Annotated in this window: 16 protein-coding genes and 1 pseudogene; 11 read left to right on the top strand and 6 right to left on the bottom strand. The window is 35.6% G+C overall.

From position 1 onward, the window contains the following. Positions 1-51: 51 nt before the first annotated feature. Entirely contained in the window at positions 52-1,230 is a 1,179-nt protein-coding gene (locus ACQKP0_RS03635) for an MFS transporter (RefSeq protein ID WP_427404443.1), read from the bottom strand. A gap of 164 nt (positions 1,231-1,394) precedes the next feature. On the opposite strand from ACQKP0_RS03635, the gene ACQKP0_RS03630 reads away from it, so the two are divergent. The 6 genes from ACQKP0_RS03630 (at position 1,395) to ACQKP0_RS03605 (ending at position 5,861) form a co-directional block, all read left to right on the top strand. After that, positions 1,395-1,709: an ArsR/SmtB family transcription factor gene (locus ACQKP0_RS03630; RefSeq protein ID WP_427404442.1), complete on the top strand. Its 315-nt coding sequence runs from the start codon at positions 1,395-1,397 to the stop codon at positions 1,707-1,709. A 416-nt stretch (positions 1,710-2,125) separates the two neighbouring features. Beyond that, positions 2,126-3,049 carry an ABC transporter ATP-binding protein gene (locus ACQKP0_RS03625; RefSeq protein ID WP_427404441.1) on the top strand — a complete coding sequence of 308 codons (924 nt, stop codon included), beginning with the start codon at positions 2,126-2,128 and terminating at the stop codon, positions 3,047-3,049. Positions 3,050-3,075: 26 nt separating this feature from the next. Continuing rightward, entirely contained in the window at positions 3,076-3,810 is a 735-nt protein-coding gene (locus tag ACQKP0_RS03620) for an ABC transporter permease (protein ID WP_427404440.1), read from the top strand. A gap of 350 nt (positions 3,811-4,160) precedes the next feature. After that, a complete protein-coding gene (locus ACQKP0_RS03615; protein ID WP_427404439.1) occupies positions 4,161-4,307 on the top strand; it encodes a hypothetical protein in 147 nt (48 codons plus the stop codon). 155 nt (positions 4,308-4,462) lie between these two features. Beyond that, positions 4,463-4,633: a hypothetical protein gene (locus tag ACQKP0_RS03610; protein ID WP_427404438.1), complete on the top strand. Its 171-nt coding sequence runs from the start codon at positions 4,463-4,465 to the stop codon at positions 4,631-4,633. Positions 4,634-4,973: 340 nt separating this feature from the next. Then, on the top strand, positions 4,974-5,861 hold the full coding sequence (locus ACQKP0_RS03605) for a PhzF family phenazine biosynthesis protein (protein WP_427404437.1): 888 nt from the start codon (positions 4,974-4,976) through the stop codon (positions 5,859-5,861). Positions 5,862-5,938: 77 nt separating this feature from the next. Here ACQKP0_RS03605 and ACQKP0_RS03600 read toward each other — a convergent pair whose 3' ends face one another. From ACQKP0_RS03600 to ACQKP0_RS03590, 3 genes are all read right to left on the bottom strand, one after another. After that, a complete protein-coding gene (locus ACQKP0_RS03600; RefSeq protein WP_427404436.1) occupies positions 5,939-7,114 on the bottom strand; it encodes an MFS transporter in 1,176 nt (391 codons plus the stop codon). A 145-nt stretch (positions 7,115-7,259) separates the two neighbouring features. Then, entirely contained in the window at positions 7,260-7,571 is a 312-nt protein-coding gene (locus ACQKP0_RS03595; protein WP_427404435.1) for an ArsR/SmtB family transcription factor, read from the bottom strand. Positions 7,572-7,674: 103 nt separating this feature from the next. Further along, a complete protein-coding gene (locus ACQKP0_RS03590) occupies positions 7,675-8,058 on the bottom strand; it encodes a hypothetical protein (RefSeq protein ID WP_427404434.1) in 384 nt (127 codons plus the stop codon). A 312-nt stretch (positions 8,059-8,370) separates the two neighbouring features. Between ACQKP0_RS03590 and ACQKP0_RS03585 the strand changes: the two genes are divergently transcribed. After that, entirely contained in the window at positions 8,371-9,186 is an 816-nt protein-coding gene (locus ACQKP0_RS03585; RefSeq protein ID WP_427404433.1) for a MerR family transcriptional regulator, read from the top strand. A 30-nt stretch (positions 9,187-9,216) separates the two neighbouring features. Next, positions 9,217-10,422, top strand: coding sequence for an MFS transporter (locus ACQKP0_RS03580; RefSeq protein ID WP_427404432.1), 1,206 nt, complete (start codon positions 9,217-9,219; stop codon positions 10,420-10,422). A gap of 294 nt (positions 10,423-10,716) precedes the next feature. On the opposite strand, the gene ACQKP0_RS03575 is transcribed toward ACQKP0_RS03580, so the two are convergent. Beyond that, positions 10,717-12,150, bottom strand: a complete 1,434-nt coding sequence (locus tag ACQKP0_RS03575; protein ID WP_427404431.1) for a PLP-dependent aminotransferase family protein — start codon at positions 12,148-12,150, stop codon at positions 10,717-10,719. A gap of 155 nt (positions 12,151-12,305) precedes the next feature. Here ACQKP0_RS03575 and ACQKP0_RS03570 point away from each other — a divergent pair, with 155 nt between their 5' ends. After that, complete coding sequence (locus ACQKP0_RS03570; protein WP_427404430.1) at positions 12,306-13,235, top strand: DMT family transporter; 930 nt, start codon at positions 12,306-12,308, stop codon at positions 13,233-13,235. A 109-nt stretch (positions 13,236-13,344) separates the two neighbouring features. Here the strand turns inward: ACQKP0_RS03570 and ACQKP0_RS03565 are convergent. Next, positions 13,345-13,957 (bottom strand): annotated as a pseudogene (locus tag ACQKP0_RS03565) (helix-turn-helix domain-containing protein). Positions 13,958-14,064: 107 nt separating this feature from the next. Here ACQKP0_RS03565 and ACQKP0_RS03560 point away from each other — a divergent pair. Further along, the gene (locus tag ACQKP0_RS03560) at positions 14,065-14,943 is read left to right on the top strand and encodes a DMT family transporter (protein WP_427404429.1); all 879 of its coding nucleotides are present in this window, start codon (positions 14,065-14,067) and stop codon (positions 14,941-14,943) included. A gap of 315 nt (positions 14,944-15,258) precedes the next feature. Continuing rightward, complete coding sequence (locus tag ACQKP0_RS03555; protein ID WP_427404428.1) at positions 15,259-16,242, top strand: phosphotransferase enzyme family protein; 984 nt, start codon at positions 15,259-15,261, stop codon at positions 16,240-16,242. The last annotated feature ends 174 nt before the right edge of the window (positions 16,243-16,416 follow it).

Below are 16,416 nucleotides of genomic sequence, written 5' to 3'. Positions count from 1 at the left end.
CTTAGAATGGGTTTCACTCATCTTTATAAAATAATGTTTATCTAGTTGTTTTTATTTTATTTTTGGATCCCACTTTTTGCTGATTTGAGTAAGGAGCAATCCTATAAGGACGAGTAAACTTCCCACCCATGTTATGTTTACGATTGAGCTATGCTCAATAATTATGCTGCCGATATAAGAACCTGCTGCGATCCCCGCGTTGAAAGAGGCAATATTTATGGCTGAAGCTACATGAGTTGTTTTAGGAGAAATACGTTCAGCCAGAATCAATGTATACAACTGAAGTCCCGGAACATTCATAAAGGCGAATAGTCCCATTAAAACCACAGTTATTAAACCTAGAACCTTGGAGGGAACTGTGAAATACAACAATAACAGCACAAGTGCATGAAAGATAAAGATGTTTGATAATGAATGAATGGGATGAGTGTTTGTTACTTTACCTCCAATAAGATTCCCTATTGCAATCATTACTCCGTAAAGGAAAAGAATGATTGTTACGGCATTTATAGAATACTTTGTGACATTCTGTAACAGCGGAGAAAGGTAAGTAAACACCGTAAACGTTCCACTCGAAACAAAAGCAGTTATTATAAATACTAGCAATAATCTTGTATTTTTAAATAACTCTTTGAAGTCTCTGAGTTTTGAAAGCTTACCTCTTTCTTCAGATTTAGGTACAAGTATGAGAGTTGAAAAAAATGCTATGACTCCAATAAGAGTAATAAATAGGAAAGCCATTCTCCATCCAAACTGTATACCAATAAACGTACCAATAGGAACACCTGTAACAGTGGCAATCGTTAAACCAGAAAACATAATTGAGATAGCTTGTGCTCGTTTATTTTCTGGAACTAATGACGCAGCCATTAATGAGCCAATCGACATGAAAACTCCATGTGAGAAAGAAGCTATGATTCTCCCTGCTAGTAATATATAAAAGTTAGGAGCAAGAACAGCTAGACCGTTACCAATTATAAAGACCACCATCACTAGTAATAACAGATTTTTTCTAGGGATGCTTGCGGTAAGAGAGGTTAGAACAGGTGCACCTATAGTTACACCTAATGCATACACTGTAACTGTTAATCCTGCCATACTAACCGGAACTCCTAAGTCATCTGAAATTAAGGGTAATAGACCAACACTTATAAATTCTGTGACACCAATGGCAAAAGCTGAAATTGCCAAAGTTAATAAAGCTAATGGACTGTTGTTTCTTGTACTCATTAATAGTACCTCCGCATTTTTAAATTTTTAAATATCGAGAAATACCGATATATATAATCTCAATTCACCATATTAATCGGTTTATACCGATATGTCAAAATAAAAATCCTGGGCGTATAATTAGATTAATTGACATATCGTAAATAGCCGATTAATATGAGGGTATGAATAAAAAAGAAATTTTTAAAGCCCTTTCAAATGACACTCGTTTAGATATTATGGAATGGTTGAAAGAACCTGAGAAACACTTTGATAAACCAACTGCTCACTTATCAAAGAACATTAATGAAAAAGGCGGTGTATGTGTAGGAGATATTCAAGAAAAAGCAAATCTTTCTCAATCGACCATTTCTCAATATCTTTCTATGATGCAAAAAGCCGGATTATTAGAGTCTACAAGACATGGTCAGTGGACATATTATCGAAGAAATGAAGACACCATTCAAAAAATGGTAGAGTTTTTTAAAGAAAATCTGTGATTACACTTCTAACATCTAGACTTGATGTGAATATCATTAATAAATTTTGATAAGAATAACCTCTCAGGATATTGTTCCTTTAAGAGGTTATTTTTTTTGTGTAGAAGGTTTGAAGTAGAAAATGCAGTTGCGTGATTCTATTTTTGGATTCAAATATGCTTGAAAGTTTACTAGGTTATGTGAAAATAAAGGGTATTGGAGTCATTATAAATGTATTACTAGTTTGTAATGGCGAAAGTAAATTTATAAAGTAGAAATGCAAGGAGACATTCAATACAATTCATACCGTTTGAAAAACGTCATTGAACCTTCAAAAGTGGTTCACTGTTTTCTTAAGATTTTCGTAAGATTTAAGACAGAAAAAAGCAAGGGACGCTTGCTAGACTGAAAACAGTTAGAGAACGAGGAGGGTCATCATGGACTATGTTGTACAGACAAGAAATTTAACAAAAACTTTCCAAGGGCATGATGTTGTGTCCGATGTAACAATGAATATTAGACAAGGTGAGATTTATGGATTTCTTGGACCGAATGGTGCAGGTAAGTCAACCATTATGAAGATGCTAACCAATATGATCAAGCCTTCGCATGGCGAGATCACTATCTTCGGAAAACCGCTCAAACATGATTCTTTCGATTATTTGAAGAGAATAGGGAGTATGATCGAATACCCCATTTTTTATGAGATAATGACTGCGCGGGAAAATTTAGAACTGCATTGTGCTTATATGGGATACCACAGCAAACAGGCGATTCGTGATGCTTTGGATCGGGTGGGTCTTGAAAATGTTGAGAATAAGCTGCCAAAAGACTTTTCATTAGGGATGAGACAGCGTCTTTGTGTCGCCAGAGCGATTATCACAAAGCCCGAATTCGTGATTCTAGATGAGCCCATTAATGGACTGGATCCTGCTGGGATTAAGTCTATGAGAAAGTTATTCAAGATGCTTAATCAGGAATACGGTATGACCTTGCTCCTTTCCAGCCACATTATTGGTGAGATTGAGCAGATCGCAGACACGATCGGTGTCATTAAAGGCGGGAAACTGATTGAGGAAGCGTCTATGAATTCGATAGAGGCGAGAAATACAGAGTATATAGAATTGGTGACCAGCAATCAAAGAAAAGCCGCTATGGTGCTGCATGATAAATTAGGTATTAATAACTTTAAGGTAGTTGATGATCAAACCATTCGCATCTATGCTACAGAAGTGCCTCAATCATCTATTTCTAAGACATTAATACTTGAAGATATCAATATTGAGTCTATTGATAAAAAACGGACAACATTAGAAGAGTATTTTATCAAAAAAGTCGAGTTAGACCAGGTCGTGAGTTAACTTTTGGCAAAAGGAATAAGTAATAATTGAGTAACATAATAAAAGTCAAGGAGCCGATTATTTTGTTTCATTTAATAAGACTTGAATTAAAAAAGAATAAAATAGGATGGTTTGTCAAAGGTACTATTCTTGCAAATATAATCATTCTCGGTTTATTATGTATGATTTCTGTAGTTGAAAAAAGTGAAGATACCAAAATGTTAAAAGATATATCGGGAATTTTTACGATAAGTGGAGCAAGTGTTAGAGGTACTTTTATAGTATTTTCCGCTGTACTTATTTCAAAAATGATAATCAATGAATTTAAGAATCGAACGATCCTTATCATGTTTTCTTATCCAATCAATCGTAAAAAAATTCTTAGTGCGAAATTGATTATTATTGTTTGTGTAACATTTATTGCAATGACAATTTCTCATATAGTGGCGAGCCTTGGTTTTATTGGATTGAATCAAATCTTTCATTTTACATCTGCAGTGAGTTTAACCTCGAACGAACTTTTGGCAGAGATAATAAAAATAATTATGTTTAGTTTAACGACTGCAGTGGCAGCACTAGTACCGCTATATTTTGGGATGAGAAAATATTCGATACCAGCAACGATTACTTCTTCACTTTTAATTGTTATGGTGACATGCCAATCAGCAGGTCCGAATTTCTCATTAGCTAATATTATTTATATTCCGCTTGCCTTGGCAGTAGTTGCTCTTGGTATTGTTGTATTTGCGATTCGGAATATTGAACGTATTGATTTAGATTAAGTGCTGGTTGCTCAGCAGTCGGATGCCTTTTTGGAATAATATAACTCTAGAATGATTAAAAAATTTAAAAAACTTACTTTGGATATTTTTATTAAGATAGAAATGATTTAATAGATAAAATAAGGAGCATAAGAAGTGATAATAGATATCATATCAGGAATGATATTTGGTGTATTGTTGCGTTTGCTATTAGTAATATTGAACGCATTGATTTAAAGTAAAAAAATATAACTCTAGAATGCTTATAAAAGTTTATACTTCCATTGGAAATTTTTATAATAATAGACATGATTTATTAGATGAAAAATGAGTATAAGAAATGAAAATAGGTATCATGTCAGGAATGATATTTGGCAATAGTATTGTTAATTATCAGTTTTGTCTCATTGCTTGTAAGTAAACGTAAGGGTATCGAAAATAAATGGGCAAGGTGGGTAATTTTATTAGGTTGCTGTGCAATTATTACAGCGATCATTAACTCGTTTGCTTTTCTTTAAACCATCTAAAATCGAGAAAGAGGCTTTTGCAGATATTTTTCTTAACTAAGATTAAAGTCTGATATGTTTATCAATCTATCACTGTATTTACGACCTTAGTAAATCTTTGATATGGTATTAATGGAAAAAAATACTTGTTGGAAGAGGGAGTTAGAGTGAAGAGAATATTATTTGCAGTGGCTTCAGTTGTTATAATAGCCAGTATAGTTCTGCATTATGGAATACCTGATAAATTAGAATATAAAATGTGTTTAGGAGCACAGGGAATTTCTAATACATTTGCAAAAATATTCGGTGATGAACCAACTAATGCTTGTAATAAATAAAGGCTCTTCTTTAAAAGATTGTTGTTTTTGAAATATGTTTTGAAAACGCAAACTGTTCATATACAGGTTGATTGGAACGGAAGGTGCGAGACTCCTGCGGGATCAGCAGGACAGGTGAGACCCCGCAGGAGCTGTGCTCCGAGGAGGCTCACCGCCCGCCCCGCGGAAAGCGAGCATCCTGGAGTGGAAATCAACCACTCCTTGTTCAAGAGCAACAAAGTTTACGAAAACAGCCTAAATAAAAAAATGCTGGCTGATGGTATCATCCTCTACAGATGACATTAAAAGATGAAATAAAATACATAATAGATAACTATATACATATATAGGGGGATACATCTTGAAAGAAAAAGTTGTATATCATTATGACGCATTTACAACACAGCCTGGAAAAGGAAATCCAGCTGGAATTGTGCTTAACGAGGGGAATTTATCAACAGAAGAAATGCAACAAATCGCAAAAGCAGTTGGATTTAATGAATGTGCATTTCCTATGAAATCAGATATTGCAGATATTCGTATCCGTTATTTTACACCGGGTTACGAAACACCACTTTGTGGACATGCTACAATGGCTTCAATGGCAATGTTGCTGGATCAAGGTATCCTTCCTTTAAAAGAAAGCTATTTGATTGAAACATTGGCTGGTGTACTTCCTGTGAATGTCACCAAAGAAGGCGGACAAACTAAAATTCGTATGCAACATGCAGAGCCACAATTTGTAGCTTTTGAAGGTTCGAAAGCTGATCTAGCTAGAAGTTTGAATATTCCTGTATCAATGATTGATACAAGATACCCAATTATGTATGGGAATACTGGTCAGTGGACATTATGTTTACCAATTTTAGATATCAATGTATTTAAACAAATGAAACCCGAAACTGCTTGTTTTCCTGAAATCTTGAAAGAAATGCCGGAATCATCAGTGCATCCTTTTTGTTTTAATGCACTAAGTAAAGATGCAGATTTACATGCAAGACACTTCTCATCACCGTACGCAGGTACAATTGAAGACCCGGTTACTGGAACAGCCTCTGGTGTGATGGGTGCCTACATTGCTAAATATGTAAAACAAAAATGTAAAGAAAAATACGATTTAGTCGTAGAACAAGGTCAAGAAATTGGCAAAGATGGAAGGGTAATTGTTCATGTAGATGCTGAAGAAGAAATCAGCATTGCCATTTCTGGAACTGCTGTATTTGTCCAGAAAATCATAATCACAATGTAAAAAAACTTTTCTATGAATGTATCAAACCCCTTAGATATTTTATCTAAGGGGTTTGTCTATCGCTTTATAAAGTTATTTTAGTTTGAAAGCGATAGCTGATTACTAGAGCTGAAAAATTTTATTTTAATTACTATCAATAAAAGAGAAAGCAGTGAAAATATGAGACCGCTCCAAATAAGTTGGTGAATTCCTAATTGAGAAATAACCCAGCCGCCAATAGAGGTTCCTAAAGTAATTCCAAGATTTGAAAACGAAACGAATAAGCTATTGCCAAATTCAGGAGCTTCCTTTGCCTCACTTATTAACCATGTTTGACCAACAATTAAACCACCAGAATGTACGATTCCCCAAATAAATACCATAAATATCATTGGAATGAAATAAGATCCTAAATTATAGACCAATAAATAAACAATTAAATATAAAATTGGAAATGAGATCACGGTATTTACTATGCTTTTTTGTAAAAAAACTCCAAACAAAGAATTGCCTGCAATCATAATTACACCAAATATTAGTAACATGACACTAATGAGAGTGCCATTCATGTAGGTTACTCTTGAAAGGTACTCAGCAAAGTAACTATATACCGAAAACATGGCTGCAAAAATAAATACAACAGCTGCAATATTTAACCATAATCCTGGTTTACGCAATACACTAATTTGCTTACCAAAGGACATTTTTTCTTTAACGGGCATAGAAGGAAGCAAAATTAATATTCCTATAAAGGCAAAAGCATTGACAATCGCTCCAAACAAGAAAGCAATTTCTAATGAAAACTGTTCTGCAAGATAAGAAGTCAATGGTACACCTAAAGCAAATCCAACTGTAATTCCCATGAAAACCTTCGTAACTGCTTGATTGCTTTTTTCTGGGGGGACAAGTTTAGCTGCAGTTACAAGAGCTATTGAAAAGAATATCGGATGAAGAGCAGCAGGTAGAATACGAAAAATCAGCATAACTTCAAAATGTGTTGTATAAGCATAAATAATATTAGAAATAACGAAAATAAATATCGCTGTTAATAAAAGGAGTTTACGATTAATTCCAGACACTAATAGGATTAAAAATGGTCCAGAGATAGCGACAACTAAAGCAAAAATACTTACTAACAAGCCAGCTTGTGAAGTTGAAATCGCAAATTTTTGAGCGATTTGTGGTAATACTCCGACAATACTCATCTCTGTTGTAATAATTCCAAATACACCTAATGCTAGCACTAGAATAAATAGAGGGCTTACTTTTTTCATTTATAAAAAACTCCATTCGTATATAGATCTTTTAAGTTTGAAAACAAATTTCTTTATTTAGTAAAGTTAACATTTATGTAGACACAAAAACAAATATCTATATAAATAGATATAATGGATTAAAAAAAGAAATCCTCCTTTCTATTTATAATTCTTTTTGGACGTACTCGGAAAATTCTTGTATTGTTTTTTCATTTCGACGATAATACGTCCATTTTCCAATACGTTCGGATTCTAATAATCCAGCTTTTTTCATAGTTAATAAATAACAAGAAATTACCGACTGAGCCAGTCCGGTTTTCAATTGGATATCGCCTACACATACTCCAATTTGGAAACTAAGGCCTTGTTCTAAATAAGGCTTTTCATCAAAAAAAATTTCTGGATTTTTTAACCATAATAAAATTTGTTGCCTTGTATCATTTGATAATGCTTTATAGATTAGTGAAGGTTCCATAACAACATTATATCTATTTTTATAGATTTGTAAATAAGTGATTTACATATTAAAAATTCTTGTCATTTTTATCAAGCTAAGAATTGGTGGAACTGATATGGAATCAGTCAGTTTCTTTTTCATTGTTGTTTAGAGACTCAGTAGTAGGTTCAGAAATATCTTCTTCTGCAACGACTTCTTCCGCTTCCGTTTGTTTTCCCTCTGTTTCCATTGTTTCGAATTCATAAAGCTCAAATAATTGAACAAACTCGTTGATGACCATTTCAACGGCTTTTAATTCACCGACTAGAATTGGATTAATAGATTGGAGTTCTGGTGATTCTAACTGTTGTTTTAGTGTAGAACGTTTTACTTTCATCATTTCTAAAAATGCTAATGCTCTTCCTCGGCGGAACGTTTTTGCACCACGCTGATGATCTTTTCGTTTGTGACCCTCACCACGGTGATGTCTGTCTTTATTATGACCTCTGTATTCTTCGTTTCTCATGAAAAAACTCCTTTTCTTTGTATACAATTGTATACGTAGTGATATATTCACATCGTATACAATTGTATACAAAAAGTCAATGGAGAAATGAAATTATTTTCAGCTTGTGTTACTACTCAACAGCGGGAATTTAAATTCTTGCTCCCGCTAGTTTAATTACATTTATACAAATTCATTCCCAAAATTTTGATTGTGTATGGAATATTTTGAGCCATGTCTTTGGAATTCTCTTGACTCTCCCCTAAACTGGAAAGATATACTCGGTAAAGGAAATATAGGATAACAGAAATTTTCATGCAAGGAGATGGGGCGATGTTTAAAATCAGCGAGTTTTCAAAGCTTAGTCAAGTGTCCGTTAAAACACTGCGTTACTATGACCAATTGAATTTGCTTAATCCTGCTCATACCGACAAATTTACAGGATACCGGTATTACTCGGCTGACCAAATGTTTCAAATCCATCGTATTTTGGCGTTTAAAGAATTGGGTTTTTCGTTGGATCAAATTCGCCAGATGATGGGAGAGAATATTCCTCTTGAACAAATCAGGGGGATGTTTCGGATCAAGCAAAACGAGATTCAATCTATTCTGGATAAGGAACAGGCTAGACTTATGCGAATCAAGGAAAGTCTGTCTAACATCGAGAATGAGGGGAAAGATTTAAGTTCACTTAATGTTGTCGTAAAAGAAGTTAAGTCGCAACTCGTACTATCTTATCGTAAAAAAGCGTCGCTTAGACAAATTCCTGAGCTTTTCCAACAGTTGGATGCTCATATAGGAAACTCTGGACAATCTTCCTTATCCCAAATGGTTCTTTGGCATGGCTGTGAAGAATACGAGGACGACGTTGATATTGAAGTGGCTCGTTTGCTGACTCATGATATGCCGAGTAGCCCTCCTTTTATTGTAAAACGGTTGCCGGAAATTCCGATGATGGCTACGCTTGTCCATCATTGTTCGACAACAAGAAGATGCACTGCAAGTACAGAGTTAGCGGTATGGATCGAAAGAAATGGATATCGAATGAAAGAGAATGAGCCTAGGCGTGAAATCTGCATTCCTCATGAAAAATTAGGCGATCCGGAATCGTACATTGCGGAAGTTCAGATTGCCGTTGAAAGAGCTTGATTTTGAAGATGCATGGGAGGAGAATCTGCTTTGACTAAGCAACAAAAGCTTTTGACTTTAAATTTATTTTTATTGACCTTTGTCCTAGGAACGAGTGAGTTTGTCATTGTTGGTCTGTTGAGTGAAGTATCAACCGACTTAAATATCTCTATATCAACAGCGGGAGCTCTCGTATCGATTTTTGCTATATCATTTGCAATATGTACACCTATTTTGACTGCTGTATTCAGCCGGTTCTCAAAGTACCCTCTAATGCTTATTTTAATCATGATATTTATTACAGGGAATATTTTAACTGCCTTATCCGAATCGTATAAGCTGCTTATTGTTTCTAGAATAATTACGGCCATTGTTACCGGAGTTTTAATTGCGCTCGCAATGTCGGTCGCCAGTGATACAATGTCTCCCGAAAAGAGGGGACCTGTTATTTCGATTATTTTTACGGGTTTTACAATTGCTAGTGTAATAGGGGTGCCTATTGGTACCTATGTTGGACAATTAAGCGGTTGGCGTATGACCTTTTGGTTTACCTCTCTATTGGGAATTATATCGCTGATTGCAAGTTCAGCTACCATACCTAAAGGTTTAAAGGGGACAAAGAGTTCTTTAAAAAAACAAATCGGATTATTAACTAATTCGCGTATTGTAATAGCATTCTTTATTCCTGCTTTAAGCATTGGAGCGACATATACCTTATATACGTATTTAACCCCTCTACTCCTTGACGTGCTGTCTGTCCCGGAACGATCTATTAGCCTTGTATTTTTACTTTACGGAGTCGTATCTATCTTCAGCACGTTAATTGGCGGGAAATTTGCAACCCGCAATGGAATTGGAAAGCTTCGTTATGTCTTTCTTATTCAAGCTGCCATTCTCGGGTTATTTTATGTTTCCTCTAGCTCGACAGTTTGGGGACTAATTAACATATCCTTCATTGCCCTAATCGTTTATACGATGAACTCTACTATGCAATTGTATTTTATAGATTTAGCAGATAAACACTTTCCTTCAGCAAAGGATTTAGCTTCATCATTGACTCCTGTATCTGTAAATGTTGGAATAGCGCTTGGATCAGGTCTTGGGGGATTTGTTACGACGAATATGGAGCTTATTGATGTTTCCTGGTTTGGGGGGATTGCTGCGGTCGTTGCCTCATTGCTGACCTATATCAGCTATTGTTTAGACCGAAAAACTTTGTCTGGGCTGGAATCTGCTCAAATGAAATGTAATGTTTAGATGTTTGTTATTTTGTGAAGATACTAGATTATTTAGCAACCATTTTATCAGTAGAGCCGATTGCTGGTTCTGATTGTAAAACCGGCATAGAGCAGAACTTACTCTTCAAAGACCAGACTTTGATGTAGTTAAGATTAGTGGACAGGAAAATTCCTTAATAATAAAAAAACGGGAAGTTGATATATCAGCATTTCTGAATATGGAAAGGGGCATCCAAAAGTTAATAAATCGAATTATTGGATAGCCCCTTATGTAATTTGATATGTTTTCATCTTCCTATTCATGTCTTGTAACCTATATTTTTTCAGGTGGAGACAACAATCGGAATAGACGAACAAATTGTTTCGAACCGTCACGTAATTGGTGTTCGTTCAAATAGGAATAGCTCATACGGATCCATGATTTGTATTCCTTAAGCGGATCGAAGATAGAACCGGGTACAAAGGAAATGGATTGCTCTATGCTTTTTTCAAGAAGCCTTTCCATGGAGATCGACTCTGGAAGCTTGATCCATAAATTAAAACCTCCCTTTGGAGATGACCATTCCCAGCCGCTAACAGATAATTCTTCCTCCATAATGTTCTTGCGAATTTCTAGAGCGATTCGCAGCTTCTCTAAATGCTGCTGCAGCCGTTCTGAAAAGAAATAATGCAAAAAGATTTTCTGATTTAACAAGGGTGTCCCACTGTCAGATAATGATTTAGCTTTTAATACATATTTCATGATAGATGGTCGACATGCAACTGCGGCAATGCTTAAACCAGGAGCAATGTATTTACTAAAGCTGCGTATATAGATCACACAACTTGATGTATCGTAGGCAAAAAACGGCAGGGGAGGTTTTTCATCAAAATAAATATCTGGGCAAGAATCATCCTCTACCAACAGGCACTGATACTTATGTGCCATCTCTACCAATCTCTTTCGTTGCTCGGCTGGAACTGTATAGCCTGTTGGATTGTGAAAGGTAGGATTGAGATAAAAAAGGCGTGGTTTGTGCTTTTTCATGAGAGCTTCTACTTGATCCAATTGATAACCGTATGGATGAATCTCAATTGGGATGATGTTGGCACCTTGTCTTCTAAAAACATCGATAGCCGGACTGTAGGTTGGCCGCTCAAGCAAAACTGCATCTCTCGGCTTGATTAGAACTCTGGCAATCAAATCGATGGCCTCCTGTGAGCCAGATGTGATCAATAATTCATTTGAAGACAGGTAGAAATGATACTGATCTGTAAAATAGCGGCTAAGTGCTTCCCGCAGCTCCAGGTCTCCCTGGATGGTGGAATACGTACCTAGTACCTTTGGATATAGATCAAATACTTTCTTAACATATTCCGAAAAGTAATGATTTGGCAAAAGATTTGGATCAAGCACGGCTTTGGAAAATTGATAATCCGCCTGGACTTGATGTATTTCGGAGAGGCTGCTTTCATGCACACAGGCAGAAACAATTGGATTATGTTGAGAATCGATTAGCAGCATTCTGTCAGGCATCACATAGTATCCGGATTTATCCTTTACATATACTTTTTTGTTGAGTTTCAATTGCTGATAAGCTTTAAAGACTGTTAACCGATGTACATCGAATTCCGCAGCTAACGTTCGAATGGAAGGAAGCTTTGCGTGTGCTTTCCATTCTCCACGTCTAATTCTTTCTAAAAGATAGTCATAGACTTGTTCATAAAGCTTATCTGAATGAACATTTGAGAGAACTTTTTTCTTCATAAAGACCCTCCTTTCATGCCATTATACATGATGAATTCGAAATCTGTTCTGTTAATTTAAAACTGTTCTGTTCTGTATCGCTTATGATGATAATGAGAAGGAATAGAAAGGGTACTGTTCTACTCCTATCAAAATAACGATAAGGAGGTCTAGAAATGGTTTTATTCAATTATGTTGTCATGTGTCTTATATTTGGAACAACTTTTTTGTCAATAAAAGTGGGGGTAGATGCTGGGGCACCGCCTTTTTTCTCTGCAGGAATTCGTTTTTTAGTGGCAGGCTGCATCCTTTTTTTATGGATGGTGTGGAAAAGAAAAGCAAAGTTTTCGCTTTTACTTCGGAAGGAAATGCTCTTGACCGGGTTAGGATTAACCTTCGGGACATTTGCCACATTATATTGGGCTGAACAATATTTGAGCTCTGGCATAGCGGCAGTTCTATCGGCAACTGGACCACTTATGATTCTATTGCTTCAGACTGGTATTTCTCGTCAAAAACTGCCCATTCGTTCTTTAGCAGGCTGTCTAGTAGGTTTTGCAGGTGTCATCCTACTGCTTTTGCCGGGTATGATGAACACATCATTTAGCGGTTTCTGGATGATTGGATGTCTGGCTGTCTTGGTAGGTGAAATCTTTTATTCTGCTGGCGCTGTTTACTCCAGTCGAGTCATACAACGATTTCAAGATACATCTCCTATTGCTTTGAATGCAGCTCAAATGTTATATGGAGGTGCTATGCTTCTTGTTTTATCTTTATTTACAGAAAACGTTCATATAAATTCCATACTGACAACAAATTCAATCTTATCGCTCTTATATTTAATCATCGCTGGATCCATGGTGGCACACACAATTTTCTATTGGCTTGTAGCCAGAACTAATCCGGTGTTTCCATCTACTTGGCTTTATATTTCACCGTTGATTGCCCTTTGTCTGGGAGCGGTGTTATATCATGAGCGTATATCTTTTTTGTCGGTGATAGGAGGAATCATCATTATTATTGGCACCATTTTGGTCAATATTGATAATCTCAAGCAGTTGGTAGGTAAGAAGATAAACGTGTTAGGGAAAGAGAGCCATTTATGAATGAACAATAAAGGGTCGCCCAAAAGTGGATGAATGATCGACTTTGGGCGGTTCTTTTTTTACTTGAAGTCACTCTGTTTTTTCCAGTTTTACATGAGAAATCAGCTTGTTAAACTAGCGAAGGAGTTAGTACGAATAGTATATGATTCGATTCATCACTTTTGTTCAAAAATCTGTGTTTTACATTTGGAGGAATTCTTACGACATCCCCTTCATCTAAAAAATACTCAGTGCCTTCCAGTTCAACATATGCCTGCCCTTTCATGACGACAGCAATTTCTTCTTGGTCATCGTGTGAGTAATGGCTTGCGGTAGTGATTGCATGTGGATTTAAATCCATCATTAGAAGTTCAATATGTGCTTTCATGAAATCTGGCGTTAACACATCATAGACAATATGGTCACTATTTTCACGATACACTTTCTTGCGGTCTTTTTTTCTTGAAATGAGTGAATCCGTATCAATATCATTGATAAAGAGTGTAAAGAGCGGAACGTTTAATGCTTGCGCAATCAGTTGTAATACACTTAATGAAGGATTTGCTTGTCCACGTTCAATTTGGCTAATGAGCGAAGTACTGATTCCAGAATAATCGGCGAACTCACGAATGGTCATCCCGTTTTTCTTACGATAGCTTAATACCGTTTGACCAAGGCGATGATTGATCATAGTAAAGCTCCTTTCCATAATAATGTATGTTTAATCCTTTTTGTGCTGACATTCTAAACAGGGATAATTTTACTTTATTTAATTGTATTAAAATTTTATACTTGTAAATTATATTGGATTCTTTTTATTATTGTAAACAAATGATTTGGGGGTGTAGGATTGAAATCACCGCTTTTTTCTTACGCGGCTTTATTTTTTGGTGTATTTGCTTTATCTACTTCGGCAATCTTTGTGAAATTGGCAGAATCACCTGCAGTAATTACAGCATTCTATCGGATGTTTTTTGCAGCAGTAATCCTTTTGCCACTTTTATTAGGAAGTAAAAAAAACTTGCAAGAATTACATTCGTTGTCTAGGAAACAATGGGGGCTTGGACTATTATCAGGAGTATTTTTAGCAGCTCATTATGCATTGTGGTTTGAATCTTTGAATTATACTTCTGTTGCCAGTTCGACAGTAATTGTCACTTTACAACCACTATTTTCGATAGTGGGTGGTTATATTTTATTTAAAGAACGTATTGGTAAAGGTGCGATATTAGGATGTATCATAGCTATATTAGGTAGCGTTGTCATTGGTTGGCAAGACTTTCAGATCAGTGGGAAGGCGGTAATAGGTGATATTTTAGCATTTATAGCGGCAGGACTTATTACAGCTTACTTCCTCGTTGGTCAGTATGTTCGCAAAACGCTATCACTAGTACCATATTCAATTATTGGTTATGCGAGCAGTGCATTATTTTTAAGTTTTTTTGCCTTTAGTCAGCGAGTAACCTTTATCGATTATTCCTCAAAAACATGGTGGTCCTTTCTTGGATTAGCATTAATAGCAACCATATTTGGACAAACGATTTTTAATTGGCTATTAAAATGGATGAGTACCACAGTAATATCTATGAGTATATTAGGAGAGGTAATTGGAACTTGTATTCTTGCTTATTTTATTTTGGACGAAATGATTTCTCTGAAGCAAGGAGTAGGGATTTTTCTCATCTTAAGTGGTTTAGCATTATTTATTGTAAAACAGAAAAAAACATAGATTGACTTAAATCAATACTATTGATATAATTTTCGTAACATTCAGGAAGGGAGTGAGATAGCGCAATGACTAATTTAATGAAGATAACCTTGGGACTTAAATGTATTGCCACTCACTCATTCGGATTAGCCTGATTTACGAAAAGGGTATGGCAATTGAGAGCATTAGCTTTTCATAATATGAACGTTATAAGCCACAGGGTTATGCTAGTTCCCTGTTGGCTTTTTTATTTTCGAAAAAATGCTTTCACTTATATTTAATTCCAGTTATTCTTCGAAAAATGTAATAAAAAGAATAATGAGGAGTTGAAAGCAGTTGTTAAAATTAAAATATCTTTTTGACAATGTGGATCTGGCAGAAATGCTATTGAAAAATTGGGAATTTGATAAAGGGTCAATGGATATGTTCAAGTATTATCGAATATCCTCAAATGCTATTTACCCATTTCAGTTCCAAGGGAAGACACAATTATTAAGATTTTCCCCTACATCGGAGAAGTGCAGAGATCAGATTTTAGCAGAACTTGATTTTATTTCGTATTTACGTTCAGAGCAGTATGGAGTTTTAGAAACGGTTTTGTCAAAAAAGGGAGGGGAGCTTGTTGAAGCACAAACTCCTTGGGGCGCATACTTTGCAGCCGTATTTAAACGGGTGCCAGGAGTACAAATAAGCGAGACTGATTTAAGTGATCGTATCGTTTTTAGTCATGGAAAAGCATTAGGGAAGCTTCATCAGTTATCCAGCCAGTATAAACCTACGACACATAAACGATGGTCATATCGTGATGTGTTAAATTGGATTCATCATAGTTTACTCGATTTTGAAGATGAAGAATTGGCATTAAAGGAAATGCAGTTATTACAAGATTATTTTGACTCAGTTCCTATTACCAAGAGCAATTTCGGTTTGATTCATTATGATTTTGAATATGACAATGTATTTTATGATGAAGTATCTAAAGCTTGTTATGCTATTGATTTCGATGATGCTATGTATCATTGGTATGTGATGGATATTGTGCAAGCTCTAGATAGCTTGCGGGATTGTATTCCACCCGAAATGTTTAAGCAAAAAAGTTCCTGCTTTATGGATGGCTATCGTACTGAGTATGAAATTTCAGATGAAATGATGTCTTTAATACCAGCATGTAAACGTTTTGCCAATTTATATGGATATGTTCGTATATTAAAGTCAATAGAACAGAAATGGGATAATGAGCCTCAATGGTTAGAAAGTTTAAGAGGGAAATTGACAAAGTCTTTGAACGATGAGTCAGCTTGTTTTGGAACAAAAATTTAATATAGGCTTACAGGAAATCAACTAAATAGAAGAGAAATAGAAACAAGAGGCCACGTAGAACCTCTTGTTTTCTTGTTTATGTAATTTATTTGGCTGTTTTCGCATAGATTGTTGCTTTTCGTAAATAGCTCTAATCCTTAAATAAATAGGCTTCGTGCTCTTTTCATCATCCCA

The sequence above is a fragment of the Heyndrickxia sp. NPDC080065 genome (genome assembly GCF_050281185.1).
In the GTDB taxonomy this organism is placed as follows: Bacteria; Bacillota; Bacilli; order Bacillales; family Bacillaceae_C; genus Heyndrickxia.
The sequence above is the reverse complement of the archived record's forward strand: the minus strand, read 5'-3'. Positions and strand labels throughout refer to the sequence as shown.